General features: G+C 58.6%; 29 protein-coding genes. 1 reads left to right on the forward strand and 28 read right to left on the reverse strand.

Features of this window, described 5'->3' with window-relative positions; genetic code table 11:
- Positions 1–273: 273 nt before the first annotated feature.
- Positions 274–441, forward strand: a complete 168-nt coding sequence (locus ACZ5WQ_RS02830) for a hypothetical protein (protein ID WP_464383127.1) — start codon at positions 274–276, stop codon at positions 439–441.
- Between the two features lie 154 nt (positions 442–595).
- On the opposite strand, the gene ACZ5WQ_RS02835 is transcribed toward ACZ5WQ_RS02830, so the two are convergent.
- The 28 genes from ACZ5WQ_RS02835 to ACZ5WQ_RS02970 form a co-directional block, all read right to left on the reverse strand.
- Positions 596–1,774 (reverse strand): tyrosine-type recombinase/integrase, encoded by a 1,179-nt coding sequence (locus ACZ5WQ_RS02835; protein ID WP_464383060.1) that lies wholly within the window; start codon positions 1,772–1,774, stop codon positions 596–598.
- Positions 1,775–1,972: 198 nt separating this feature from the next.
- Positions 1,973–2,455, reverse strand: coding sequence for a hypothetical protein (locus ACZ5WQ_RS02840; protein ID WP_464383061.1), 483 nt, complete (start codon positions 2,453–2,455; stop codon positions 1,973–1,975).
- 157 nt (positions 2,456–2,612) lie between these two features.
- The gene (locus ACZ5WQ_RS02845) at positions 2,613–2,810 is read right to left on the reverse strand and encodes a hypothetical protein (protein WP_464383062.1); all 198 of its coding nucleotides are present in this window, start codon (positions 2,808–2,810) and stop codon (positions 2,613–2,615) included.
- A complete protein-coding gene (thyX, locus tag ACZ5WQ_RS02850; protein WP_464383063.1) occupies positions 2,807–3,496 on the reverse strand; it encodes an FAD-dependent thymidylate synthase in 690 nt (229 codons plus the stop codon). Before thyX ends, ACZ5WQ_RS02845 begins: the two co-directional genes overlap by 4 nt.
- 60 nt (positions 3,497–3,556) lie before the next feature.
- Positions 3,557–4,240 (reverse strand): hypothetical protein, encoded by a 684-nt coding sequence (locus ACZ5WQ_RS02855; RefSeq protein WP_464383064.1) that lies wholly within the window; start codon positions 4,238–4,240, stop codon positions 3,557–3,559.
- A 21-nt stretch (positions 4,241–4,261) separates the two neighbouring features.
- Positions 4,262–4,669, reverse strand: a complete 408-nt coding sequence (locus ACZ5WQ_RS02860; protein ID WP_464383065.1) for a hypothetical protein — start codon at positions 4,667–4,669, stop codon at positions 4,262–4,264.
- Between the two features lie 35 nt (positions 4,670–4,704).
- Entirely contained in the window at positions 4,705–5,415 is a 711-nt protein-coding gene (locus ACZ5WQ_RS02865) for a hypothetical protein (protein ID WP_464383066.1), read from the reverse strand.
- A gap of 100 nt (positions 5,416–5,515) precedes the next feature.
- A complete protein-coding gene (locus tag ACZ5WQ_RS02870; protein ID WP_464383067.1) occupies positions 5,516–5,902 on the reverse strand; it encodes a gp33 family protein in 387 nt (128 codons plus the stop codon).
- 205 nt (positions 5,903–6,107) lie between these two features.
- Positions 6,108–6,452 (reverse strand): hypothetical protein, encoded by a 345-nt coding sequence (locus tag ACZ5WQ_RS02875; protein ID WP_464383068.1) that lies wholly within the window; start codon positions 6,450–6,452, stop codon positions 6,108–6,110.
- 23 nt (positions 6,453–6,475) lie between these two features.
- On the reverse strand, positions 6,476–7,783 hold the full coding sequence (locus tag ACZ5WQ_RS02880) for an SNF2-related protein (protein ID WP_464383069.1): 1,308 nt from the start codon (positions 7,781–7,783) through the stop codon (positions 6,476–6,478).
- A gap of 104 nt (positions 7,784–7,887) precedes the next feature.
- Positions 7,888–8,445, reverse strand: a complete 558-nt coding sequence (locus tag ACZ5WQ_RS02885) for a hypothetical protein (RefSeq protein WP_464383070.1) — start codon at positions 8,443–8,445, stop codon at positions 7,888–7,890.
- A 4-nt stretch (positions 8,446–8,449) separates the two neighbouring features.
- Complete coding sequence (locus ACZ5WQ_RS02890; RefSeq protein ID WP_464383071.1) at positions 8,450–8,872, reverse strand: antirestriction protein; 423 nt, start codon at positions 8,870–8,872, stop codon at positions 8,450–8,452.
- Positions 8,873–8,888: 16 nt separating this feature from the next.
- On the reverse strand, positions 8,889–9,752 hold the full coding sequence (locus tag ACZ5WQ_RS02895) for a PD-(D/E)XK nuclease family protein (protein WP_464383072.1): 864 nt from the start codon (positions 9,750–9,752) through the stop codon (positions 8,889–8,891).
- Positions 9,753–9,761: 9 nt separating this feature from the next.
- The gene (locus tag ACZ5WQ_RS02900) at positions 9,762–12,242 is read right to left on the reverse strand and encodes a primase-helicase family protein (RefSeq protein ID WP_464383073.1); all 2,481 of its coding nucleotides are present in this window, start codon (positions 12,240–12,242) and stop codon (positions 9,762–9,764) included.
- Positions 12,243–12,318: 76 nt separating this feature from the next.
- Positions 12,319–13,251, reverse strand: coding sequence for a DNA polymerase (locus tag ACZ5WQ_RS02905; protein WP_464383074.1), 933 nt, complete (start codon positions 13,249–13,251; stop codon positions 12,319–12,321).
- Positions 13,235–13,465: a hypothetical protein gene (locus ACZ5WQ_RS02910; RefSeq protein ID WP_464383075.1), complete on the reverse strand. Its 231-nt coding sequence runs from the start codon at positions 13,463–13,465 to the stop codon at positions 13,235–13,237. Before ACZ5WQ_RS02910 ends, ACZ5WQ_RS02905 begins: the two co-directional genes overlap by 17 nt.
- A complete protein-coding gene (locus ACZ5WQ_RS02915; protein ID WP_464383076.1) occupies positions 13,459–14,595 on the reverse strand; it encodes a hypothetical protein in 1,137 nt (378 codons plus the stop codon). Before ACZ5WQ_RS02915 ends, ACZ5WQ_RS02910 begins: the two co-directional genes overlap by 7 nt.
- Entirely contained in the window at positions 14,595–14,912 is a 318-nt protein-coding gene (locus ACZ5WQ_RS02920) for a hypothetical protein (RefSeq protein WP_464383077.1), read from the reverse strand. Before ACZ5WQ_RS02920 ends, ACZ5WQ_RS02915 begins: the two co-directional genes overlap by 1 nt.
- Positions 14,913–14,969: 57 nt before the next feature.
- On the reverse strand, positions 14,970–15,464 hold the full coding sequence (locus ACZ5WQ_RS02925; RefSeq protein ID WP_464383078.1) for a dATP/dGTP diphosphohydrolase domain-containing protein: 495 nt from the start codon (positions 15,462–15,464) through the stop codon (positions 14,970–14,972).
- The gene (locus ACZ5WQ_RS02930; protein ID WP_464383079.1) at positions 15,461–16,045 is read right to left on the reverse strand and encodes a 3'-5' exonuclease; all 585 of its coding nucleotides are present in this window, start codon (positions 16,043–16,045) and stop codon (positions 15,461–15,463) included. Before ACZ5WQ_RS02930 ends, ACZ5WQ_RS02925 begins: the two co-directional genes overlap by 4 nt.
- Positions 16,014–16,244: a DUF7740 domain-containing protein gene (locus ACZ5WQ_RS02935; RefSeq protein ID WP_464383080.1), complete on the reverse strand. Its 231-nt coding sequence runs from the start codon at positions 16,242–16,244 to the stop codon at positions 16,014–16,016. Before ACZ5WQ_RS02935 ends, ACZ5WQ_RS02930 begins: the two co-directional genes overlap by 32 nt.
- Positions 16,241–16,546, reverse strand: a complete 306-nt coding sequence (locus tag ACZ5WQ_RS02940; protein ID WP_464383081.1) for a hypothetical protein — start codon at positions 16,544–16,546, stop codon at positions 16,241–16,243. Before ACZ5WQ_RS02940 ends, ACZ5WQ_RS02935 begins: the two co-directional genes overlap by 4 nt.
- A gap of 191 nt (positions 16,547–16,737) precedes the next feature.
- Entirely contained in the window at positions 16,738–17,133 is a 396-nt protein-coding gene (locus ACZ5WQ_RS02945; protein ID WP_464383082.1) for a hypothetical protein, read from the reverse strand.
- Between the two features lie 4 nt (positions 17,134–17,137).
- Positions 17,138–17,752, reverse strand: coding sequence for a hypothetical protein (locus ACZ5WQ_RS02950; protein ID WP_464383083.1), 615 nt, complete (start codon positions 17,750–17,752; stop codon positions 17,138–17,140).
- A gap of 45 nt (positions 17,753–17,797) precedes the next feature.
- Positions 17,798–18,187, reverse strand: coding sequence for a hypothetical protein (locus ACZ5WQ_RS02955; protein WP_464383084.1), 390 nt, complete (start codon positions 18,185–18,187; stop codon positions 17,798–17,800).
- Positions 18,184–18,942, reverse strand: coding sequence for a hypothetical protein (locus ACZ5WQ_RS02960; RefSeq protein WP_464383085.1), 759 nt, complete (start codon positions 18,940–18,942; stop codon positions 18,184–18,186). Before ACZ5WQ_RS02960 ends, ACZ5WQ_RS02955 begins: the two co-directional genes overlap by 4 nt.
- Positions 18,942–20,042 (reverse strand): hypothetical protein, encoded by a 1,101-nt coding sequence (locus ACZ5WQ_RS02965; RefSeq protein ID WP_464383086.1) that lies wholly within the window; start codon positions 20,040–20,042, stop codon positions 18,942–18,944. The genes ACZ5WQ_RS02960 and ACZ5WQ_RS02965 overlap by 1 nt, the downstream gene beginning before the upstream one ends.
- Entirely contained in the window at positions 20,039–22,024 is a 1,986-nt protein-coding gene (locus tag ACZ5WQ_RS02970) for a hypothetical protein (RefSeq protein ID WP_464383087.1), read from the reverse strand. Before ACZ5WQ_RS02970 ends, ACZ5WQ_RS02965 begins: the two co-directional genes overlap by 4 nt.
- Positions 22,025–22,065: the final 41 nt, after the last annotated feature.

Genomic DNA, 22,065 nt, shown 5'->3' on the forward strand with positions numbered 1-22,065 from the left:
CACCCGCGACTGAACCTTGGCGCCGGCCGCCTCCCTAACCTGAGTCGGTATTTTATGGTTGTCGGGTATGGAGTGGAACCTCGCCCTGGCGATTATGGGATTCTGGTCCGCAACGCCGACGGGGTGGTTGTGTTTAACTCCAACTCGAACGTTGTTTTCGGCGCTGGTGCCAGTTCCGACTGGCGGTACATCCAGCGTACCGGGGCCGGGAGCATTGGGTACACCGCGACTTATCAACTCCCAGTGTCTATCCCGAGCGATTGCTATTGTTCAGTGATCCCTACCCAACGCTACCGACGCTACAACGGGGAGTACGGTGAAGTCGGCATGTTTACCTACCGTGGACGCACCCAGCGATACATCTGGGGCGGTCGCTCCGGCACTCCGGCCTTTACCCCAATGATCTGGGTAAGGCCGTCTCGTCCTGTCGAGTGGTGGTGATCGGCTCGTACCAATTTTTGTACCAAAAGAGGGTGCCGGGGGGCGATCAAGGGTGAATCCCCTCCTGGGAACCCTTGACTAGATACCCCCCGACACCCGAACATACCCATCTGAGGACGTACACGGTCTCGCAGATGGTTCCATAACCGATTGATTATGAAGCGGTTTTCGAGTTGTTGCTGTTGTCCTGTACCAAATCCGTACCAAAATAGCTGTTTTCCAGCTTTTCGACCTCGGCCCAGTCGTCAACTGTATTGATCCATTTCGCGTAATGACGCAGCAAAGTTCGGACGCTGTGGCCGAGCTGTTGAGCGATAAAAGCGGGCTTGGCTCCAGCCATCAAAGCGAGCGTTGCAAATGTGTGGCGAGTGTCTCGTTGGCGGCGGTCGCGCAGGCCGAGTTTTCGCAACGCTTTTTTGAAGTTGTACCGGGTCAATTCTGTGTTCGTGAAATAGCCTTCATCCCTCGCCAAATGTTGATTGGTTATTGGCGGGCAAAAAACGAACTCGCTGCGCATCATTGACAGGGGCTTCATTACTTGCAACGCATGCAGTGCTCTGCCGAGCAATCTGACTGTCCGTACACGCTTGGTTTTTGTCCGCTGGTGAATCTGTTTTTCAGCGAGGATTGCGCGAACCGTAACAGTGCGGCTGGCGAAGTCCACATCGGCCCAGCGTAAGGCGAGTAATTCTGTGATCCGCATGCCGGTGAAAAACGCGAACTCGAAAAAGGCCCCGTAGGTCGGGTCAGAGTTTGCGTAAAGCCACTCGATAATTTTGTCGCGTTCCTCAACCGTGAATGGGTCGATGTCGCGCTCGGGTTCGGGTGTTTGCGTGAGCACCCGCATCGGGTTGTTGTCGATGATCCCGTCTACGACAGCCGAGTTGAACACCTGCTTGGCGACGGTCAGCGCCCGGTTGGCCACATTGCCTGAGTACCAGTCGTTTGCGGTGAACACCTTGCGGGCGTCCACTGGGGTTATCTGGTCTATGCGTGTTTTGGCCCACGCCGGAATCCAGTGGGCGTTGAGGAGCTGTTTGTACTTTTTCCGGGTGCCCGGGGTCACTTTCAGGCTATCGAGCCAGATTTGGGCATATTCCAGGAAAGTGGGGGTGGTGTGCTGGAGCTTGCTGCGCGAACGGGGGAACAGCTCGGCATATTTGTCCTGGTCAAATACACCGAGCTTGATCAGTTGGATTACCTGAGTTCTAAGGGCTGCGGCGGCCTTGATCCCGGCGGGAGTTGCCGGGTAGGGGAGCGTCTCGCAGTACCGTTTCTTGTTCCAGGTGAAGCGGATACGGAGACTTGCCCCCACCGTTTCGACGCCGGCCACTGACTTTCTACCCATTCGTCATACCGTTTGAGGCTGTATGTGATACGGCCGTCAATTAAAGCATAGACGCCTTCCGGGATCACCCCGCGCTGGCGCTTTCGCTCCAGTGCTTTTGGGGTGCTGCCAATGAGTTCTGCGAGCTGGGCCTCTGTCACTTTGTCGATTGGCGCCTGCACGATCAGCAGTTTATCGGTTGCCTCAGCCATTTGCCGCGTCCTCAAGGTAGTCGGCCATCGCTTCGGCTTGGAAAAACATCCGCGCTTCCAGACTGTGTGCCCGCATGTGCCCCCACCCGCCGGTGATGAACATGCAGGCGCTGACCAGTTCCATGTACCAATCGCGCAGGAAGAACGCCCAGCCACGCCAGTTGGCATCCTTGTAGCGTTCCAGAGTGTTGGCATCCAGCCAGCTGTTGACGCCGGCCACCATCAGCGGGTGCAGGAACGACTGGTTCTGGGCGTAGAACGGGTCTGTCGGTAGCACGAGAAGCGCTCGCGTGAACGCATCGTTGATGTCGCTATCGTCGATGGGCTTGTCGCGGTCGATCAGGTCGTCCCACACTTCGGCTATTTGAAAGAGGTTGAGCAGGAAGCGCACTGCGGTTGCGTCATCACACATCCAGGCGAGCAGCTTGGCGTCGCGCGTTTCCCGCCACTCCGGGCTGTCAAAGGGCGTGTTCATTCGATTGGTTTCCTTATGCGCTGCCAACCTTGGCAAATGGTGCAGAAAATCCAGCCGGTGCTTTGGTAAAAAACGGCACCCGTACCCGCGAGCTTATGATCGCACTCGCAGGTTTTGTGGTCCTTCGGGGGTTCGGTGGTATATCCCGGTTCCTTGCTCATTTCGGTGCCTTCGCCGAGAAGTATTTTTGCCAAAGGTCGGGGTGGTCTTGCTTAAACCGCGCAATGCGGATGGACAGGACGCTTTGCGCACTGGCTGCGGTCTGAAACCGCAGGTCCAGTTCTGCCAAGGCTTGCCTACATCTGCCGCAACGGTGGGGTTTTTTCCCGAACAGGCGCAGCAGGAGTGCTTTCATTGGGTCAGCTCCTTGTAGGGGAAGATCACAGCAATTACCTCAGCGATGGCCAACGCGATATCGCGGTGTTCAGCTTGAGTACCGTTGGCACCGCGCAGCTCCAGGTAGTGAATCCACGACCGGATGCTCATTTTCATGTGCAGGTCGGTGAGGGTCAGGCCTTCCGGCAGCACTACACGGGCGCACTCTTTGGCGATCTTGTTACGACGCGCCCATTCGTAAGCGCGGCGGGCAGCGGAGAGCACTTCCATCTGATACAGCGCCCACTCGTTGTCCAGCTCAGGGTTGTTGGTCGGGACGCTGGACTGGCGGTCGGTCGGATGCTCAAGGCGAGCTTCGCGCAGACAATGGCGATCACCCTCGACGTTGGCATAGCGCTGGCTGAACTCTTGGAACACCGCAGAGCGGTGACGCAGTTGCTGACGCGAGATATCGCGGGCTGTGGTGATTTCGAGGGTCGCATCGACCATTTCTAGCGGTGACCATTCTTTGCGGTTGATCAGGCTGCGGATCAGTTTGGCTGCTGTCGCGCTGTTGAGCTGGTTTGCCGGGTTGCTGACGCGGGCACAGAAGGCGATCAGTTCGAGCGGGGTATTGACCCCGAGTTTGCTCATTTCTTCTGTGGGCCGGGTGTAGCTGATGAGTCGGATTTTCGGGGACAGATAATCGGGGAGTTCGATGTCCATTTTATTAGCTCTGCTGATATGGTTTGGCAATAGAAAGCCCGGGGGTGCCGGGCTTTTTTCCTATTCGGCTGCTTTGGCCCGCAGTCGAATAGGGCGATTCACAATGGGGCGTTCGACGCTGACGATGGGGTCGAGCGTGGTTACCCTGCCGGCATCCAGCTCTTCGACTTCCTCTGAGGTCAGGCCTTTGACCACGATAACGCCGCGGGCGTTGTCAGTGGCTACAAAGCGCTTGATCAGGTGGATGTCTTTCTCGCCCATTTTGTAGACGATGAACACTTCGTCTCCCGAAATGGGTTCTTCGTCAGTGCTGACAATCAGGTGCGATCCTTTTTTGGCAAAAGGCTCAAACCCGTCAATGTCGACAGAAACGCTATACATTTGCCTTGTCATCCTGGTAACTATCTCCACTGTCTCGGATGCGCCGGGGGCAGCCCCCGACATAGTTGTTACCACTCGGACCCGTGTTCGGCGTAAGGTCGCGTCCGCAATGCCGAAAGTCCCAAGGGTCGGGTCGATTTCGCTTGCGGGCACTTGCAGCAAATGCGCCCATTTGAGGATGGCCTCGGTGTTCAGGGCCACTTTGCAGTGCAGTTGCTGGCTGACCATCGACTGAGAAGCGTAACCCAGCAGGGATGCTGCTTTTTTCTGGTCGAGGTTCAACGGTCCTTTCTTCGCCTTCCACAGCATGAAAAGACGACGGGCGTTTTCACGGTCTTGGTCGGTGGTGGTTCGGTTGATCATGTCCCCTCCTGGGCGGTGCAGTTACGAATGCATCTGTTTGGATGCAGTATCCACAATATAGGCGAGCACTTTGTCTTTATCAACACTGCGAATGCAGAAATCTTCCCTGCTTATGCGGGTTTCCCACTCCAGATTTTCCAGAATGAGACTTCCTTGGTCGGAGCCCACGATTACAGCTACCTTTCTTCCTTGCCTGTGACGAGCCGCGAGCCAAAGCAGCTGGAGCTGGCTGAGGCCGAGGTTTATCACGGTGTCGGCGCGTTTCGGCAGCTTGACATATTTGTACTCTACCCAGTGATCAGACGAACCTGAGTAATAGGCGTCCGCTACGCCCCCTTGGTAGTTGTCATTGATTTTCCACGCATAGATGGAGGGGTGCTTGGTGGCGAGGGAACGATGTATGGATCGGACGTAGGAGTGTTCGTTCATGCGTAGGAGTCGCCCCCTCCCTGGGGCGTTCCCTGTCAGTGGACGGCGTTGCCAGCGATGCCTTGATAGAGCTTCTTGGCTTCCTGGTACAGCTCGTCGCCTGCCCAGCCGGCGAAAGTGATCTTGAGGTTCTGATACGGCTGACCCTGACGGTTCTTCTCGCCTACCGCCGAGAGGGTCCACACAGAAGCGAAGCGATCCGCCCGTGGGTCTTTCAGCGTGATTTCCGAGTTCCATGCACGGCTTACCTTCTGCTTGGAACCGCTCATGTAGATGATTGCCGGGGACTGCGGCATACCGGTCTCGTCGAGCAGCAGAACCTTGTGGATACCGGTTTCCGACACGTCATACTGATCACGCGGCAGGCCTTGGGAATCCAGGTGGGCCAGTGCTTCCGCTTCGGTGTCGAAGCTGCCTTCAAAACCGCCACCAAACTTGCGCTTCTTGAAAATCTGGTACTTGGTTTCGTAGTGCAGGTTGACGACAAAGCAGTGGTCGTACAGGTCACCGGTCAGGCTGTTGAAGATATGGCCCAGCTTGGCGCCCTCGATGTAGCGAGCATCGCTCGGGTCCAGTTGAGGGGACAGTTGCTGGATCACGTCCAGTCGCGGGATCGACATATCGGAGGTCGATACGTTCTCGTTCCCGGCGCCAGTGCCGCGTTGCAGGTGTTCGGGGAGTTGGTCACCGGCTACGAAGCCGACGATGGATTTGGTTTCAGCGGTAGCTACTTCGTTCTTGGCCATAATGGCGTCTCCTTCGTGGCCCTTTCGGGCATTTTTTAGTGCAGCCTTTGCAGGCGTCGGTCGGAATGACCTGTTAATTATATCAGCAGTGCTGATATTGTCACGCGCTCGCGCGCATGTTGATGGAGCGTTTTACGAACGGCACAACGCCGGGGAGGTCGTTCCCGTCGTCGAGCATTTCCTTGAACGCCGCGTTGGCGAGGCGGCGTTGGAGCAGGTAAAACGCGTCGTTTTCCTTGATGTACTCGTACACCTTGTCCCAGTCTTCGACGCTGCCGACGACGTTCTCGCTGACTGAGAAGCTCAGCTTGCCGACTGCGAAGCGCTTCATGCCGAGGGCATCTGCAACCTCAAGAATCTGGATTTCGTTTTCGTCCAGCTCGCGGTCGATCTCGGCGATCTCATTGTTCAGGGCGCGTTTCCTTTCGCGCAGCTCGAAGCGCTGCTGTGCCAGGTCGTCGAGCCGGGGTAGGGTTTGGTTGCTCATGGATAATTCACCGTGCTTTGGATGCAGTCGTATACCCAGCCCCAGTAGTCTTCTTCGGTGTCGCATTCCTGCCACATGCTCCGAGTAAACACTGGGTGTCCGTCTGGATACGCCTGCTGGAGTTCCCGGGGCGACCGCTCAGTGTCGATCCCGAGGATGAATGGGGGCGGGGTGATGGCCCCGTACCCCTCGCTTCGCTGGTACATCAGTTGTCCAGTGCGCGAATCTGCACCGAGACTTCGGCCAGTGTGTCGCGGACTGTATCCACACCGGTGCGCAGGGTCTCCAGCAGCTTTTCGCGTTGCTCGATGGTCTTGTCCAGCTTGTTGTTCAGTTGCTGGAAGGTTTTGATGGCGGCTTTGAAGTCGCCGTTCGTGTCCATCGCTTCGGTGACAGCTTCTCGCGCGGCTTTGACCTTGAGGTGCATGTCGGCCAGTGTGTCGTCCATGCCCTCCAGCTTGTCTACGACCTTGGCTACGGCTTTGGCCGAGTCCAGCAGGGCTTGGGTCGGGCGGATGGTGTCAGTGGCGATGTCAGTCATTGCGTTCATGGGTATTTCCTTTCGGTTGGGGATTACAGGTTGAGAGCCAGGTGGAGCAGGTTGTCCATCCGGCCGAGTTTGCCTTGCAGCTTTTCGTACATGAGGATTTCCCGTGTATCGCGGGCTGCAATGCAGATGGTTTCGGTACGTTGCGTTTGGCCGGCGCGGTAGATGCGGCGGTCGAATTGACGGAAGTGTTCTGCGTTGGGTGTTGGGCTGACCCAAATCGTGGCTGTGCCCCGGGTGAGGGTGAGGCCGTGACTGGTGCTCTTGGGTTGGCAGAACAGGGTTTGCAGGTCGCCTTGCTGGTAGCGTTCGACGAGGACATCGCGTTCTTTCGGCTTAACGCTGCCGTCGATGACGGCGTAGCGAATGCCGCGTTGCTCGGCGCCGCGCACAAGCAGGTCTCGCTGGTGCCGCCAGATGAACGCCGTGACACTGTGCTGGCGTTGCTCGATCAGATCGAGGGCGAGGTCGGTACGGCTGGTGTCGAACACCTTGTATTCGCCTTCGCCTTCATCATCGCCATCCACATAGACGGCCCCGGCGCACAGTTGCAGCAGTTTGTTGCCTTTGGACGCAGCGTGTACCGCGGTGACCCGGGCACCCGACTCGTGCAGCAGCGCTGCTTCGCGCATCAGCTCGTTGTACTGCACCCGCAGCTTCTTCGGCAGCTCGACTTCCAGCGTGTGGAAGGTGTGCTCGGGCATATCCAGACAGTCTTCCAGACAGACGCGGAAGGTGATGTCCTTGAGCCGGTCGGCGACGATTTCCTCGGCGTGGGGCTTGTCCTGCCACTGGATGTACTCGCCGCGCGGGCCAGTCGGCATGGGGGTGCAGACCTGTGAGCGGAAGCCGGCGAACGAGCGGCCGAGACGAGCGCCGTCGTCGCACAGGAACGCCGGGTGCCAGATGTCACAGATACCGTTCGGGTTTGGCGTACCGGAGAGCAGCCAGCGGATATCGAACAGCGACCGCATTTTCGCCATCGCCTTGCTGCGCTGGCTGGTGCGGTGCTTGTACACCGTGAACTCGTCGATGCACAGCGCCCAGCGGCCTGTCGGCTTCCACTCTTGCAGCCACCGCACACTGTCGTGGTTGGTGACGAACACTTGCCCTGTGGCTGTTGGCGGCAGGCCATTGAACTTGTTCTTCGCCGTTACGACCTGACACCTGAGGTGCGGGGTGAACGACGCGCAGTCTTTGGCCCAGCTTGGGTTGAGGATCGACAGTGGTGCCAGCACCAGCAGGTAGTCGACTTCCCCCGCTTCGTGCAGGCGCGAGAACGCTTCCAGCACGGTGCGGGTTTTCCCAGTGCCCGGGTCAGATTCATCGAGCACTCGCGGGTGTTCGACTTTGAATTGGACACTGGCCTCTTGGTGATCGAACAGAGGCGGGATATCAGCTCTGCTGATTCTGTCGGGCGTAGGGAAAGTGGTCATGGTTATTCAGCGTCAGGCAACGCTGCCTCCATTTCGGCTTTCTCGTTACGGTGGATGGCTTGCTTAGCCGAGAACTTTTCCGGGTATCGGGCTTTGAGCTTGTTGATGTTCGCTTCCAGCACACCGTCGAAGTCTGGGTAGTCGCTGAGTTGGGCACGGCATTCGCGGGTTACTACGGTCAGGCCAATGACCATTTCCAGCAGGATGGTTTTCAGCCCTTCCTTGTCGAGGGTAGCGCCGTAAGCATAGGCCTTTTTCACTTTGCTCACGAAAGCGTGGATCATCTGCGGCAGCGGTCTCAGACTTCCCAGCTGGATGTCGTCCAGGCCGTCGATGCGTTTGGCTGCGGTGAAGGGATCGTAGTCGAGGGTTTTGCCGGCCAGGGCTATGAACCAGCACAGATCGCCGCTTTCGGTAGCTTGCTCTTGCCAGTTTTCGGCCATGTGCAGCTCGAACAGCTCGTCGGTCATACCGAGCGTTGCATGGATCAGGTCTGGCGAAATGCCGAAAGTGCCGGTCAGTGGGGAGTTGGTGCGCATTGCGTTGTCGATATAGTTCATGGTTTTAGTCCAGAAATGCGTAGATCGCGGAAGTGTCGAGGGTTGACCCGTCTCGGAAAGCCCAGGCATGCAGCTTGTCCCAGTGGGCTTGCAGCGCTTGGGCGCGTTCTTGCTTATGGAGGTGGAAGTGGTGCCATACCAGGCGGTTCAACGCCATCAATGTAACTGCCACCCCGAATGATTCGGCGTCCATGTCGTTGTTTTCGTAGTAGTTACCTTCGCAGGACACGGCCACCGAGTCGCAGTCCGGCACCCAGTAGCCCACTTCACCGTTGGAGTGGAAATGCCAAACACCCCCTTCGTAGTCGGGGCAGCAGGCGGCTGCCAGATTGAAAATCGTCGGCTCGATAGACATGGACTCGCCCCCATAAATCGCATGGATGGCGTTCATCATCTGAAAAGAGCGGTCGGGGGTGTACGTCTGCATGGTTGTCAGTCCTTTCCTAGAGAGTGTGGCTGTCCGCATAACGGCAAGCTGGTTCGTCCCGGCCTTCCTGAATCTTGGCGTGGGGGCACCAGCGGCAGGCATGGAACGAGGGTTTGGGTTCAAAGTCGGTGCAGGTAGTGAACTTGTCCGCGCGGGTTGTCAGGCCGGGGCGCAGCAACTCGGCCTGGGCACGGGTATAGCTGCCTTCCAGCGTGTCGTTCTTGTCGAGGTACACGAACTTCACCTTGACAAACTCCAGCTCGGGGTACAGTGCGAAGGCTGAAATGGCGTAACCCATACCCTGTTGGTTGTGCTTCATTTCGTTGCCAAACTTGCGACCGGTTTTCCAGTCGTAGACGATGGCGGAAGTGGGCGATTCCGTGTGGAATGCATCGAGCTTGAAGCGGCCCCAGGCGTCTTTGGCATTCCACTCGGTTGGCGTCCAGTCGCGCTTGACGGCCCAGTCACCTTCCAGCTGCACTTCACCGGCGTTGTAGCCGTCGCGCAATTGGTCGATCAGCTTCTGGAAGCCGTGCATTTCCTTGATCACATCGCTGTGATTGCCGTTAATGTAGTTCTCGATGTGGTCGTGGATTTGGGTGCCGCGCTCGGCTGCCGGCCCGCTTGGGTCCGGCATTTTTTCGACCTTGGAGAGGTACACCTTGTAGGGGCATTCTTCAAAATCGAACAGGCGGCTCATCGACCACGTTGGGACAGGCCCAAGCGGCGCGGTGCGTAGGTCGACGAGCTGCTGCTTTTTTTCCTGCATCTTGGCGTTGATCGCCTGCGGGTTGAACTGGGTTGTGTCCCGTTCTACCGGCGCCGGGGTTACTTTCCCGGAGCCGAACGCAGACGGGTCGAATACAGGTCGATCAGTCATGGGATGTCCTCAATGGAAATTGGCGTGTGCCGGTTTTGCGCCGGGGGGCGCGGTCAAGGCGTCAATGTCTTCCTGGCTCAGCGTCGTGTACCACTCGATATCCACGCAGCTCAGCTTGGAGTTGCCCAGTTTCTTGCGCTCTACGTTCACGTCATTGCGCCCGAGCATCTGGGTGAACTTGGTCTGGGTCATGCCCTTGGAGTCATGCAGGGCGATGTACACCGTGAACAGGTCAGACGTGGGAATGCGCGTCTTGCCTGAACCCGAAGAACCAAGCCAGGAGCGGACGTATTTCTGCGCAGTGGTGATCTGGGTGGATTTCGTCAGGTCGTTGGCGATATCCATGTCGAACACGTCGAGGAAGTAATCGAGCTGGCCATGGCGTACCGCCATGCAGAAGCGGGCGTTGTAACCCATCGCCAGCTGTTTCATCCTGGCCTTGTGTTCGTTTTCGATGCAGGTACGCGCGTCATGCTCGCTGATGTTGAACGCCATCAGGAAGCCGGCGAACGTGCCCAGCTCGGTGTCGATCAGATCAAGCTCTTCCGTGATCTTGGGCCACACTTGGCGCAGCGGCACCAGCTGCGGCGGCGCTACGTTGAAACGCCGGTCGCCATCCTCAATCCGCATCACGTCGTGGTGGTTGGAGAAGAAGATGTAATTGGTGAAGTTGGCCTTGTCGACCACATCGGTACGCATCGCCCGGATGTTGCTGGTCGCCCCGGTGATTTCGTCTTTGAGCTTGTTCAGCAGCCGCTCGTCATGCTTTGAGTCGGACAGGCGGAACTCGTCATAGACGAGGAACAGGGTCTCTTCCAGGTAGGCGTTGAACTGCTCTTCCAGATGGTCGATGCGTTTGCGTGTCGCATAGCGGTCGCCGATCAGCGGGCGCAGGATGCGCTCGAAGAACAGCCCTTTACCGGTGCCGGGTACGCCGCTGAAAATCCACGCGGTGTGCGCTTTCTTGCGGGTCTGCACCGTGTAGGCCAGCCAGTTGATGAACCACTCGTATTCCAGATCACCGTTGCCGCAGATGTGGTAGAGCAGCCGGTGAATGTTCGGGCATAGCTGCGGGAGCAGTGTGACCGTCTCACCGATCTTGCACTTGCTGTACTGCGGCAGGACTGCTGGCGGGTTACGGATCAGATCAGTCGGTTGGAACGTGTTGAGGATATGGTTATCCCAGTCGATCACCGTGGTGGACTGGGGGTTGAACGTCAAATCCCATTGCGGCAGTGGATCGGGTGCGGGCACCCCGTAGGATGCGCACCAGTCGCCAATGTTGGGTTTGGCGATTTTGGCAATGCGGATGATCAGGTCGTCGCGCGGGTTGTACTCCACCGCGTAGTGCTGGTCGCTGGTCTGCTCGCGGAAAACCAGAGGTCGCGGGTCGCTGGTCTGGCGAATCTGGGTTTTGAACTGCTCGCAGTACCAGTTGTAGACATCCTCGTTCGCCCGGCGCAGCTCAAAGGGCGGTTCACCCTTGAAGTTGTAGATGATTTCCGGGTTGCCGATGGGGTTGTAGTAGGCATTGGAGTCGCCACCGTTGATATTCCAGTAGGCGAAGGCATCCGTTGTCCGTACCAGGGTCATTTGCAGCTGATCCGGGTTGGTCAGCACCTGAATACGCTCGCCGTCTACTTCCAGTCGGCGGTAGCGGGGCACGATCTTTTTCAGTCCGACGCTGCGGCGGGCCTCGGCCAGTCGCTTTTCGGCAGCGGCTTGCACTGCTGCCGGCATGGTGTCATCCAGCAGGGGTTGCAGGTCGGTTACCCAGCGGTCCCCCTCCAGCATCACCCAGCGGTCGGCGTCGGACGCGAAGGAATCGGTTACGCCGTCGGCCAGTTGCGGCGGGGCGATGTAGATGATCTGCGCGTTACGGGCGACTACCGGGTCAACGACGTACTTGAGGCTGATACCGCTGCGGTTCAGGCCGACCTGTTGGTTGAATGCGTCGATGGAGAAGTTAAGCCAGGTCAACCAGTGGCTCAGCTGACTCGGGGATACCGGGCGTTCCAGGATGAAAAACAGGTGCATGCCGATCTTGCCGCCGTGTTTGAAGCCAGTCGAGGCCGAGGCGTTGGCTATGCAGGCGGTGGTGTTCAGTGGTTCCGGGAGGTATCCGCGGATTTCCCTCGCCAGTTCGGCCAGATCGGTGGCGGTGGTCGGGGTCGGCAGCTTGGTCTGCGGGATGAAATCATCTACGTCGATCACCAGCAGCGCAGTCGGGGCGTTGGCATCGGCCTTCCCGCGGCGCGGCTCTTTGATGATCGGCTCTTTCAGCACACCCTTGTGGATCGCATGACCCATCGAGGCATGTTTTTGCATGGCGGCGAACGCTTCTCGCAAGCCCGCCTCGTCGGGCGAAAGATACAACTGGTGGCTGGTGAATCGCTTCGCCAGCGGGTACGGCAGCGACCCGTCTTTGGTGATGGTTTTTGCTAGCCGTAGGTTGCGGGCAGGCTCAAGGAAGACGAGAGGCACTGACATCTGGAAACTCCTATATTAGCAGTGCTGATATTAAAGGGGGTGGCCTTCCTTGGCTAGGGCAGTACGTCAGCGGGCATCACTTGCTATAACTGAAATCAAAACCGCCTTCGGAGTCGAGAGGCAGGTCTGGCGCCCATTCCGGCGGGGTGCGCATGATTCGCAGCATGTCCGAAAAAAGTGTGTCCGCACCTTCGCTGTCGATCCAGACATCTTTACCCTTGGCATCTTTCCCCACCCATTTGGCACCGAACGAGGGGCCGACAGTGATCACTTCGTCGTGGACGTTCAGTGCCACCCGGCCATCGTGCTCTTGGAACAGGTCGTCGATGTCGAGCATCTGCCCAAACAGGGCGATTCGCGACAGCGCCTGGATGATGTTCTCCACCAGCTTGCCGCCGTAGATGTTGGTCCAGAACTTGCCGTTCCAGTATTCCCACCCGCCGAAGGTGGTGCCGTCTTCGCTCGGTTCGACCGGGCGCAGGCCGGGGTACTGGAGCGCCATCCCGTTGGGCATGACCAGGCAGTTTTTGTGGATGGTCAGGACACCCCACTGGCGGGTGTTGCCGAGGTACATATCGGCAATGGCGGCGTCGGCTTCGCGCCAGAAGTTGACGATGGCCTGGTTGGCCGCGCGGTAGGTGTTGACCGCGTTCTGGGCCTCGACCTCGGAGAAATACACCGGCGGGCCGCCCAGTGCCCCGGCGGCCAGGGTGTCGCGGAACTTGCGCCACCCCATACCGTAGCCGAGGCCGAGCACACAGACCTTGCCGATGAATCGCTCAAGCGGGTGGTCATGTTTGTTGACCGGGAAACCGAACAGGATCGAGGCGAAGTTCGAGTACACGTCACCGTTGTTGCGAAAAATCTCCAACAGGTTGTCCTGGCCGGCAACCCACGCCAGCATGCGGGCCTCGATGTTGGAGGAGTCTGCGACGTAGATCAGCTCGTCGCCCGTGATGTAATAGTCGAGGACTTCATCTACCAGTGTTGTGTCAAAGGGGACGGTCATCGGGTGTCTCCGGTGTAATGGTGAAGTCGTTTCGGTTAAAGGCATGCCAGCCGAAGCCCATGCGATCTCCGCCCCATGTCAGGTTGCGGTCGTCGAATTGAGCCAGCAGCAACCCGTGGTTGCCCCCTTCACAGGTCACGGGGTCATCTCGCAGCAGGGCGGTCTTACCCCGCAGCAGTGCTACGAGGCCGCAGTAGGTTCCGTGCTTCACCATTTCACTCTCCGCGAAGGTACGCTCAGTGATCGACGCAGCTCAGAGCCACGGCCGAGGTTTTGTAGGTTGAGCTTCTCGCCCCCGCCATACCGCCCGGTGTGCGCCGAGTAGTAGATCAGGGGCACCGGCATCATGCCGTTGCACTGCTCATGGGTTTCGAGGAAGCGTTCTGCTCGGGCGATTTCGCCAACACTTTTGGCGGCGACCCGCGCTGCCCAGATCGGTTCCATGTCCGGGTAGGTGCGGCGCAGGTCGAGGAACCCGAGGTCACTTTTTCCGAGTGCCGCGATCATCACCGGTTCGTCCGTGGGGTTGCCGTTTTCGTCCTTGACCTTGGCGGTTGGCGATGGCTTCAATGGGATGGGGATATCCCGGTCGCGCAGGAACTTCTCGAACTGGGTGTTGGACGACAGCACTGACTCCGCTACGCCCGACGCGCGGATCACTTCCTCGCGCTTGGTCGAGGCTTCCCGATGGCAGTTTTCGACCCGCTCCTTGTCGATGTACAGCACAGGCTCGCACATCATCCGCAGGGTCAGGTCGATCAGCCGCAATTCGTCGTCGGGGTAGAACTCCACCATCCGCATGAATGCGGCGTGGGTCAGGCCAACGTCACCCAGCGAGCGGTTGTTGCCTATGCAATAGACCCGCATGGTGTCTTCCAGCGCCGGCGTGGACCACAGCTGTTCGGTGGTGACCCCCTTGAACTGCACCAGCTCCTTGCCTTTGCGCATCTTGGGGTCATTCGGCCAGAGCCGCTCGGCCAGTGCCCCGAGCCCCGCTGATTCTGTCGGGAACATCCCGCGTGACATGCACATGGTGTCCAGGTACAGATCGGGGTGCCAGTCGAACAGGTGGTGGAGAATCCAGCCGTCGAAATAGGTGTTGTGGCACAGCAGGGCAATGGGCAGGTTCTGCTCGTTCAGACTGTCGATGTAATCGAGCGCATCCTGAGTGTTGCGGAACCACTGGCGCGGGTAGGTTTCGACCTGGACTCCGACGCCATGGATCGAGAACAGCGGGTGTGCGACGTAGGCGAAGGTATTCATTACGGTGAGGCTGTACTTCGGGGCGTAAAACGTCTCGAAGTCCAGCGTCACCAGTAGGTAGTCTTGGTCGAAAATGCGCATCAGTGGACAACCTCCGGTCGTGCGTGTTCAGCTGCCAGGGCTTCCACGTCGATGCTCATAATGTCGGTGATGATGGTATGCATCAGGTGAGCAATTGGCTCCCGACCCTCGGGCCGTGCCATTGCTGCCGCGGCAGCGGCTGCGTGGAATGTCAGCGCCATGACGGTGGCGATCTGCGGTTGGATATCGGCCGCTTTGGCCGCTTCGATGATGCTGGTGGTCAGTCCATCGCACTGGCTGACGATCTGCTCCTGCTGGAGCAATTCTTTTACGGCGGGGGACAACGCGACCAGGGTGAGTGAGGTCATAAGGCTCATGGTGATACTCCTTTATGGCGGTCGATATCAGCCCTGCTGATATCGGCGGGTACGGTTTTACCGGGATACGTCTTGGGTGGTGAAGTGTTTCGGGTTTTTCCCGGAATGCAGCTGTTTGAGCCGCGCGACGTGCGGCGTCAAACGGGTGACCAGTTCACGATAGCCGGGTGTTTCGGCGTACATGCGGTCATCGACCAGCTTTTCGTTGGCGTCGGCGTCAACGAGGATGGCCAGACAGGCCAGAGCATGTGCAAGGTGGGGCAGGCCGCTGTCGGGGTCGAAGTCTTCGCCTTCAAACCATGCGTTGAGGTGCCGTTTGCAGGCGTCAACGTAGATGGAGGCGCGTACTCCGCTTTCCCGCCAGTTGCTGCGGCCGTACTTGAGCATGCCGTCGAGCAGCCCAAGGCAACCCATCAACGTGGCGGTTTCCGGCCACAGGTGCAGTGGCAGTTTGTCGCAGCCGATCAGGTCTTTCGGGTTGGTCGGTTTGGACTTATGCGCCGCCATATCCTTGTCGGCGTTTTCGAGCGGGTCGGTTACACCGTCGATCATGCGTTTGCTTCCGTGTGGGTGGACAGGGGGGCCAGTGCCTTGAGGGTGGCCATTACAATGCGGGCTTGGAAACGGGCATCATCGAGGGCGTTGTGATGGGTGCCTGCACGCTCGACATTTACCTCCACGCCAAGGCGCAGGTGCAGGTCACGCAGAGTGCGCATGTCGCGTACTTTGCGGAAATCCCACGGTACGAACGGGCCGCGTTCTTTGTAGGCGTGTTCCAGGATGGCTACGTCGAATGCCGCCCCGTTGCCCCACGGGTAAATGTCGTGGGTTTCGCCGATATCGCCGAGCCACTGGGTAAAGGCATCCAGCGCTTCGTCGAGGCTGGGTGCGTTTGTCGATTTGGCCTGGTCGAGCACTTCACGGGCTTGGTCGGATTGGGATTCCCACCAATCCAGTGTGGATTGGCTGACATGGCGATGCGGTTGTGATTCGAGATTGCAAACGGTGTAGAACGCAATCTCGTTCCCTTGGGTTTCGCAAACGGCTACTGCCCCGATGGACAGTATCGTGGCCGCAGGGGAGGTGCTGAGCGTTTCGAGGTCAATCGAGACGTGGGCCTTGGGCTTCATCATGGAGTTCCTTCAATGCAATGTTGATCACCCGCCTCGGGTCAGACGACATCTGCACGATGGCGCATATCCCGCGCTGGCTTTTGGGGAGTCGCCGGGCGACCCTGCGGGCGACCCAGCGGATTTTTTCTGGTGACGTGTGGAAATGGGCTGCTAGCGCGAGGCACAGCAACCCATCCAGCAGGGAATACTGGCGTTTCACTGTTCTACGAGTAGTTCGGTTCGAATGATCTTGATGTTACGCGGTGCCAGCACCATGACGCGGTAGGTGGCGTTGGCGTCTGGCCGGTGCTTGCGCAGCTCGACTACGACGTTGGGCATTACTTCAACGGGCTGGTCAGGCCTGATCGGGGTCGTTTTTCCCCCTTCGGGGGTTTCGACTTTGATGCACAGCCCACTCTGGTTGCGTAGCAGGGTGACTTTGTGGGTATCGCCTACCAGGAAACTTTCGCCGATGCGGCGGGTGATGATCAGGCGGCTTACATCCGCTGGTTTGGGGGTCATGGTCGATCCTCGCTGTGACATACCGCCCAATATATCAGCAGTGCTGATATCGTGCGAGGGTTTTTGGTGGATCATGGGACTCCTTTCTTTGACAAACGGTAATTGTTGGTTGCTTATTGTAGGGCGAGGCCCGGCCGGGTTTATGAAGGTTCCGCCTTTCATCCCCCAAAGGGCCGGGCCTCGGTTACAGGTCAGCTGTCCAGATCGGCGAGCTGCTGGCGCAGTTGGTCCGCAGACAGGGCGTGGATTGCCTCGTTTTCCTTGGCTTCCAGCGCTGCCAGCAGCTGCTGGCGCTTGACCGCTTTCTGCGCCTGTTCGGCCTTGGCGGCGTTCTCGGCCATCTTCGCTGCGATGATGTGCTTGATCAGCTCCATGCGCAGGGACAGCTCGGGGTTGGCCTTCTTCGGCGCGACGAAGCTGTCGTCTTCCTGGTCGCGCAGGGCACGGGAGGTGGCTTTCGCCAGTGTGTCCAGGTCGAAGCCGGATTTGGATTGCAGCGGCATGTCCCACAGCTGTTCAACCATCAGGTCACCTTTGGGGCTGGGGAAGCGCAGTTTGGTGCGGCAGGCTTGTTCGAAGATGTTCACCGGCTTACTCCTTGTCGAGGATGGCAACGACGTTTTTCAGCATGCCGTTGAGTTCATCAATACGGGCGTTGATCGCCTTGGACGGGGTGCGGATCGCTTTGAGGTTGTCGATTTCCGCTTCCAGGTTCTTGATCGCACTGATCAGTTCGCCTTGGGTCATTTTGCTGGCGTCTTGGCCGAAGATCATGTGCTTGGTTTCAAATGCTGGTGCAGTGTTGGTCATGGTTTTTTCCTGTTCGTTCGTGTCGAGTTCGGTGCAGGCCACTCCAGGCGGGAGCATGGTGCATAGTTCAGGTGGGATTGGCGGTGTTGGTGGCGGGAAAAGATCCAAGTACGTTCCCCATTCGGTCATCCCGCCGTTCTTTCGAAAGTCCATCAGCGGGTGACCCTCGTCCATCCACATGCGAGCGAGGATGTACGGCCAATCGAGCTTGTCCGGGTTATCATGGAGCCCCGTTCGTAGCTTTTGCACATACGGCCAGGTAATGGTGCGGAAACGGCTTAGGGCTCTTTCCTCGACGGCGGCTCGTGTATCGCGATACCAATTGCCGTCATTTTTCAGGGACAAGATGTACTGGGTCTCCAGCCAGTCTTTACGGGCTTGGCTGAGTTTTGCCATCAGGCCTCCTAGAAGTTGATCTGGTAGGTGCGCTCACGCTGTTCCTTAATCACTGCTGACATGGGCTTGCTCCTTCACCAGGTTGATATGCGTTTTTGCTGCGGCGGCTCTGAGCAGTGCGTCGTTAATCAGGCCGACGTCAGCCACGATGTGCTTTGCACCGGGGAGCAGGTTCTCGATGGCTTTGGCACACAGCTCCAGTGCGTTTCGGGCGGCGTCGAGCGCGGTGGCGGTTTCCACCGGAGGGGCTGCGCTTCGCAACTCCGCGAACATGGCTGCTTCCGCTGCGGAAACCTCATCAAACTCGTTCCACTTTGCAACGGCCCCATTCAAGTGGTAGCCGGCCACGCCCGTTGAGTCTGAGACGATTGCCAGAAAGCCGGACAACGCTGCTTCTAACTCGGCGATCCGCGCCTTGTCTGCTTGCTTGCTCATGGCATGCGGCCCTCCGCGTTAACTAGGAGCATCTGCTCCATTTGCTGTTCGGTCATGCTGATGACCTTCCGGTTGTTCACTTCCGTCAGCTCGGCGCCGAACGCCATCGCCAGGTCTTTGGTACTGACGGATCGCGGTGGCAGGCCGTTTTCGTTCCAGTCGAGGAACACGATTTGGCCTTTGGCGATGCCCAGGACGCCAACTGACGTGGGGTTGCAGTTCCACTTCTCCGCTGCTTTACGCACAGCGAAGTACATCGCCAGCTCAGGGGTCAGCGTTTTTACCGACTGCACATGCACACAGTCGGTCATCCTGTGGAACAGGACGACCACATAGTCGGTGTTCCCCGTTGCCGGGGCGTTGCGCAGTGGCAGGTTGTTGTCCCGTGCCCACTTTTTGATGAGGGCGTCGAGGTTTTCCGGCAACTTGTAGTTGGTCGCCAGCTCGATCCACTCATCGTCGTCCATCCACCGTAACAGGACGTGGGGTAGGGCGGCCGTGCTGTCCAGTTCGCAGTAGTCGTAGGCGAAGACGCCATCACACAGGGCCGTGTCGACCGTCTCGTACACCAGTTCGATCGTTCTGTGGGCCAGTCGCAGGCAGGCAGCGGCCAGGTGGTCGCAGCCGAAGTGGTTACCGACCAGCTCCTTGTTGCGCTGATCAGCGACCGGCGAGTTCCACCAGCCGAATAGGGCGGCGAACAGGATGCTCACCTCCCGGTCGTTGCGGGGCGTCAGTTCATACGCGTAAGTCATCAGTCGAGTCCTCGGTAGGGGTTGTAGTCATCGACCGCGTTGGAGGGCAGGCCGGGGTAGTCGTCAATGGCGTCGTCGGGCTCACCGTAGCGGTGCAGCTCGCGCTCAAGGAAACCGCTGTCGTAGCCCAGGTCGCAGAGCAGCGCTGCTGTTTCGAACGGGAACTCCTCGATCAGAGCCACGATTTCGTGCAGCTCTGCTTCCCCTGCGCTGAGTTGTTTTCCGCCGAGCCGGTAGTTGTTCCAGTTGTAGAAATTGTCCGGGTCTTCCTCACCTGGCTCGCGTTTCTGCGGCAGAGCGGCGAAGTTGATTTCAATCAGGCGATTGACCAGGCGGGTGATGAACGTGATGTCCTGACACTCGTCCATGGTGTGCTGGTCGTAGTAACCCACCGACAGGTTGGTGCATTCCCCAATCAGGTCGATGTAGTTGGCGCTGTCGGTGAACGAGCCGCCGTCGTCGGCTTCGAAGTCGAACAGCCCATCGGCATTGAGCTGGTCGGCAAAGGCATCGGCGAAGTCGTCAGAGCAGCAGCGGCCGCAGCCCTGATGGGTGATGATGTCGCGGGTGCCCTTGCGGTCGAAGGCGATGCAGTGCTTGATACCCATGCCCGTGATGACCGGCGCATGGTGCTGGGCGATGTACGAAGAGCCCCGGCCACCGATTTCTTCGTCACGGTGGAAAATGTAGAGCCCCGGCACACCGGCCTTGATCAGGTTGAGCATGATCCACATGCCGGAGCCATCATCGGCGCCCAGCACCCCACCGCCTTTCACGCTCAGCCAGCCGTTGCGATACGACAGCTTGTAGGGGGTGTTCTCGGCCTTGGCCTTGTGAACCGTGTCAGTGTGCGAACTGAACATGGTCGAGGGCGGGGTGCCATCGGGGTTGTGGATGGTCAGCCAGTAGTTGCCGTGGGCATCCGGCGTGATGTCGGGGATGGTGGCGATGTACTGGTCGATGATGTACTTCTCGCCTGCCGAGCCGGCGAAACGGGGCCTGCGGCAAATGTCGAAGAGCACTTCGACCGGCACCGGTGTTTTTACCGGCTTGGCAAAGGCCGTCGACATTTCGGTCATTGAGGTGTTGAAAGCTCTCATGCGGCTTCCTCCTGAGCAGGGGTGATGTAGGCGGTGAGCATGCTGTACTCGTCGCTGTCGTTATCCACTTCTTCCAACGCTGAAATATCAACACTGCTGATTTCGACAGGCTCGTCGTCAACCAGGCAGTAGTCGTCGACCCGTTCCAGGTCGCCGTCCAGCATGAAAAGGCCCAGCTTGTCGATGTCCTCGTCGAGGATGTAAGTGCCGTCAGCGGCGTAGTAGGTTGCGTCATCACTGAGCGCGGCCTCGTTGCCGTAATACTCGCTATCGAGCGCGACGAAGCGATCGTTGTCGATCAGCACATGGTCGGCATAAGCGACGCGGCGGCTGGGGATATGTGATGTGCCGTAGAGGTCGGAGCTATCGTCTGGTACATACATGCAGCAGCCATCACTCGGGATATAGGCGTAGACGTAGTGGTCGCTGAGGCAGCAGTCGCAGACTCGATCACCGCTCTCTACCGTGGTCAGGTCATCCTCGCCGGTCGTTTCATCGCAATAGTCGCAGAGGGCTGAGTCGATGTCGTATGACTCAAGGCATCCCGTCGCGTGGTTGGCCTCATAACTACCGCCGATGATCAGGTGGTTGTCGTGTATCTCCACGCCGCGGTTGCCCGAGTCGATGTAGGGGCAGATGATCGCCTCGCTGTTGCGATCCGGGGACACCAGGAGGATTTTCTCGCCATCCAGCCCCTCACCGTCCTGGTAGAAGCCTTTCTCGCTCAGGTACTCGGTGAACTTGGAGTGCGCATTGTGCAGCCAGTCGCAGGCATAGATCGTCGGGTAGGTCTTGTTGCGCAGGTTGACCACCGCCCGGGCGGCGATCTTACCCTCGGACTCCATCCAGACGATGCGCAGGTTGTTCTCCGGGTGGGCATAGACCCGCACCGGGTGGAAAAACTCCCCGTTAACGTGCAGGTGGCCGAACTTCTCCTCGTCATACCCCATGCAGCTGCTCGGCCCGTGCATATAGACCCGGGCGAAGTCCTCCTGGTCATGGCTCATGTGGAAGGTCAGTTGGCCGATGCTCTCGAACATCGCCGTCAGTTCCTTGACATACTGGTCGCTCGCCTCGGGCAGCACCATGCGGAAGAAGCGGCCCGGTTTCATCACCTGCTGGCGGTCACGCACGCCGGCGTTGACGTTCTGGGTGAAGGCGATTTGCCCTGCGTTGCCGCTCTTTTCCGGCAGGTGCGGGAACAGGGTAAACAGCGCCTGGGCGGGCAACTGTGACTCCAGGTCCCGTGGCAGTCGGTCGTATCGGCCATACGTCAGCCGTGCGCCCTCGCGCAGACGCCAAGCCGCCACGTTGGGGGTTGCGCAGATGTATTCCAAGTTGCCAAAACCAATACCATCGACAAGCTCAGTCTGGTTGAAATTGTACCAGCTAATTTGCAGCGGGCTGCCGGCAAGCTGGCAGACCGCCGGGCAATCTGTCCATGCGGTCGGTTCAATGTTGTCGTCTATGGTCGGGCGCAGGTACAGCGGGCCTGTGCGGCTTTCCACAGGACGGGGGTCGAATGACTCAATGCAGTCGTCATCGAAGCCCAGTGTATGCAGCATTGCGATGGCTTCGGCTGTTTGCTCATCCATATTGCCGGCCAGCATTTCCCCAAATACCCGCAGCAATGGGCGATACAACATCAGCATAGTGCTGGGGATGCCGAGGTAGGCGTAACCACCGTGGTGGTTCAAATACATCCTTGAGCGGTGGTACACGTCGTCCCACGCGTTTGACTGACCCGTCAGGCTTTTGAAATGGATGCTGAACTGGCCGGGCGTGGCGCCACTGAGCCGGGTACTCGTGAAGTGCCGGGCATGCCATTGCAGTGTGCCCCTCAGATCAGAGGTGCAGAAATCACCCTCCAGCACTCGTGCTTTGATGGTGGCAAGCGCCGGGCTTTTCATCATGTCGCGGCAATACTCACGCAGCGCGTCCAGATAGCTGTACTCGGTCACTTTAAATTGGTCAGGTTGCATAGCTGAATATCCTTTCATAACTACAAGGCACCTGCGGCCTT

The sequence above is a fragment of the Halopseudomonas sp. T1L2 genome, assembly GCF_055397385.1.

Bases quoted from the DNA above. Each gene is read 5' to 3' on its own strand.
- ACZ5WQ_RS02970 (WP_464383087.1), bottom strand. From the start codon at position 22,024: ATGCAACCTGACCAATTTAAAGTGACCGAGTACAGCTATCTGGACGCG.
- ACZ5WQ_RS02910 (WP_464383075.1), bottom strand. From the start codon at position 13,465: ATGGTGAAGCACGGAACCTACTGCGGCCTCGTAGCACTGCTGCGGGGT.
- ACZ5WQ_RS02875 (WP_464383068.1), bottom strand. From the start codon at position 6,452: ATGAACGCAATGACTGACATCGCCACTGACACCATCCGCCCGACCCAA.
- ACZ5WQ_RS02900 (WP_464383073.1), bottom strand. From the start codon at position 12,242: ATGTCAGTGCCTCTCGTCTTCCTTGAGCCTGCCCGCAACCTACGGCTA.
- ACZ5WQ_RS02885 (WP_464383070.1), bottom strand. From the start codon at position 8,445: ATGAACTATATCGACAACGCAATGCGCACCAACTCCCCACTGACCGGC.
- ACZ5WQ_RS02870 (WP_464383067.1), bottom strand. From the start codon at position 5,902: ATGAGCAACCAAACCCTACCCCGGCTCGACGACCTGGCACAGCAGCGC.
- ACZ5WQ_RS02840 (WP_464383061.1), bottom strand. From the start codon at position 2,455: ATGAACACGCCCTTTGACAGCCCGGAGTGGCGGGAAACGCGCGACGCC.
- ACZ5WQ_RS02915 (WP_464383076.1), bottom strand. From the start codon at position 14,595: ATGCGCATTTTCGACCAAGACTACCTACTGGTGACGCTGGACTTCGAG.
- ACZ5WQ_RS02960 (WP_464383085.1), bottom strand. From the start codon at position 18,942: ATGACTTACGCGTATGAACTGACGCCCCGCAACGACCGGGAGGTGAGC.
- ACZ5WQ_RS02950 (WP_464383083.1), bottom strand. From the start codon at position 17,752: ATGGCAAAACTCAGCCAAGCCCGTAAAGACTGGCTGGAGACCCAGTAC.
- ACZ5WQ_RS02925 (WP_464383078.1), bottom strand. From the start codon at position 15,464: ATGATCGACGGTGTAACCGACCCGCTCGAAAACGCCGACAAGGATATG.
- ACZ5WQ_RS02940 (WP_464383081.1), bottom strand. From the start codon at position 16,546: ATGACCCCCAAACCAGCGGATGTAAGCCGCCTGATCATCACCCGCCGC.
- ACZ5WQ_RS02865 (WP_464383066.1), bottom strand. From the start codon at position 5,415: ATGGCCAAGAACGAAGTAGCTACCGCTGAAACCAAATCCATCGTCGGC.
- ACZ5WQ_RS02845 (WP_464383062.1), bottom strand. From the start codon at position 2,810: ATGAAAGCACTCCTGCTGCGCCTGTTCGGGAAAAAACCCCACCGTTGC.
- thyX (WP_464383063.1), bottom strand. From the start codon at position 3,496: ATGGACATCGAACTCCCCGATTATCTGTCCCCGAAAATCCGACTCATC.
- ACZ5WQ_RS02955 (WP_464383084.1), bottom strand. From the start codon at position 18,187: ATGAGCAAGCAAGCAGACAAGGCGCGGATCGCCGAGTTAGAAGCAGCG.
- ACZ5WQ_RS02890 (WP_464383071.1), bottom strand. From the start codon at position 8,872: ATGCAGACGTACACCCCCGACCGCTCTTTTCAGATGATGAACGCCATC.
- ACZ5WQ_RS02920 (WP_464383077.1), bottom strand. From the start codon at position 14,912: ATGAGCCTTATGACCTCACTCACCCTGGTCGCGTTGTCCCCCGCCGTA.
- ACZ5WQ_RS02895 (WP_464383072.1), bottom strand. From the start codon at position 9,752: ATGACTGATCGACCTGTATTCGACCCGTCTGCGTTCGGCTCCGGGAAA.
- ACZ5WQ_RS02930 (WP_464383079.1), bottom strand. From the start codon at position 16,045: ATGATGAAGCCCAAGGCCCACGTCTCGATTGACCTCGAAACGCTCAGC.
- ACZ5WQ_RS02855 (WP_464383064.1), bottom strand. From the start codon at position 4,240: ATGATCAACCGAACCACCACCGACCAAGACCGTGAAAACGCCCGTCGT.
- ACZ5WQ_RS02860 (WP_464383065.1), bottom strand. From the start codon at position 4,669: ATGAACGAACACTCCTACGTCCGATCCATACATCGTTCCCTCGCCACC.
- ACZ5WQ_RS02905 (WP_464383074.1), bottom strand. From the start codon at position 13,251: ATGACCGTCCCCTTTGACACAACACTGGTAGATGAAGTCCTCGACTAT.
- ACZ5WQ_RS02965 (WP_464383086.1), bottom strand. From the start codon at position 20,042: ATGAGAGCTTTCAACACCTCAATGACCGAAATGTCGACGGCCTTTGCC.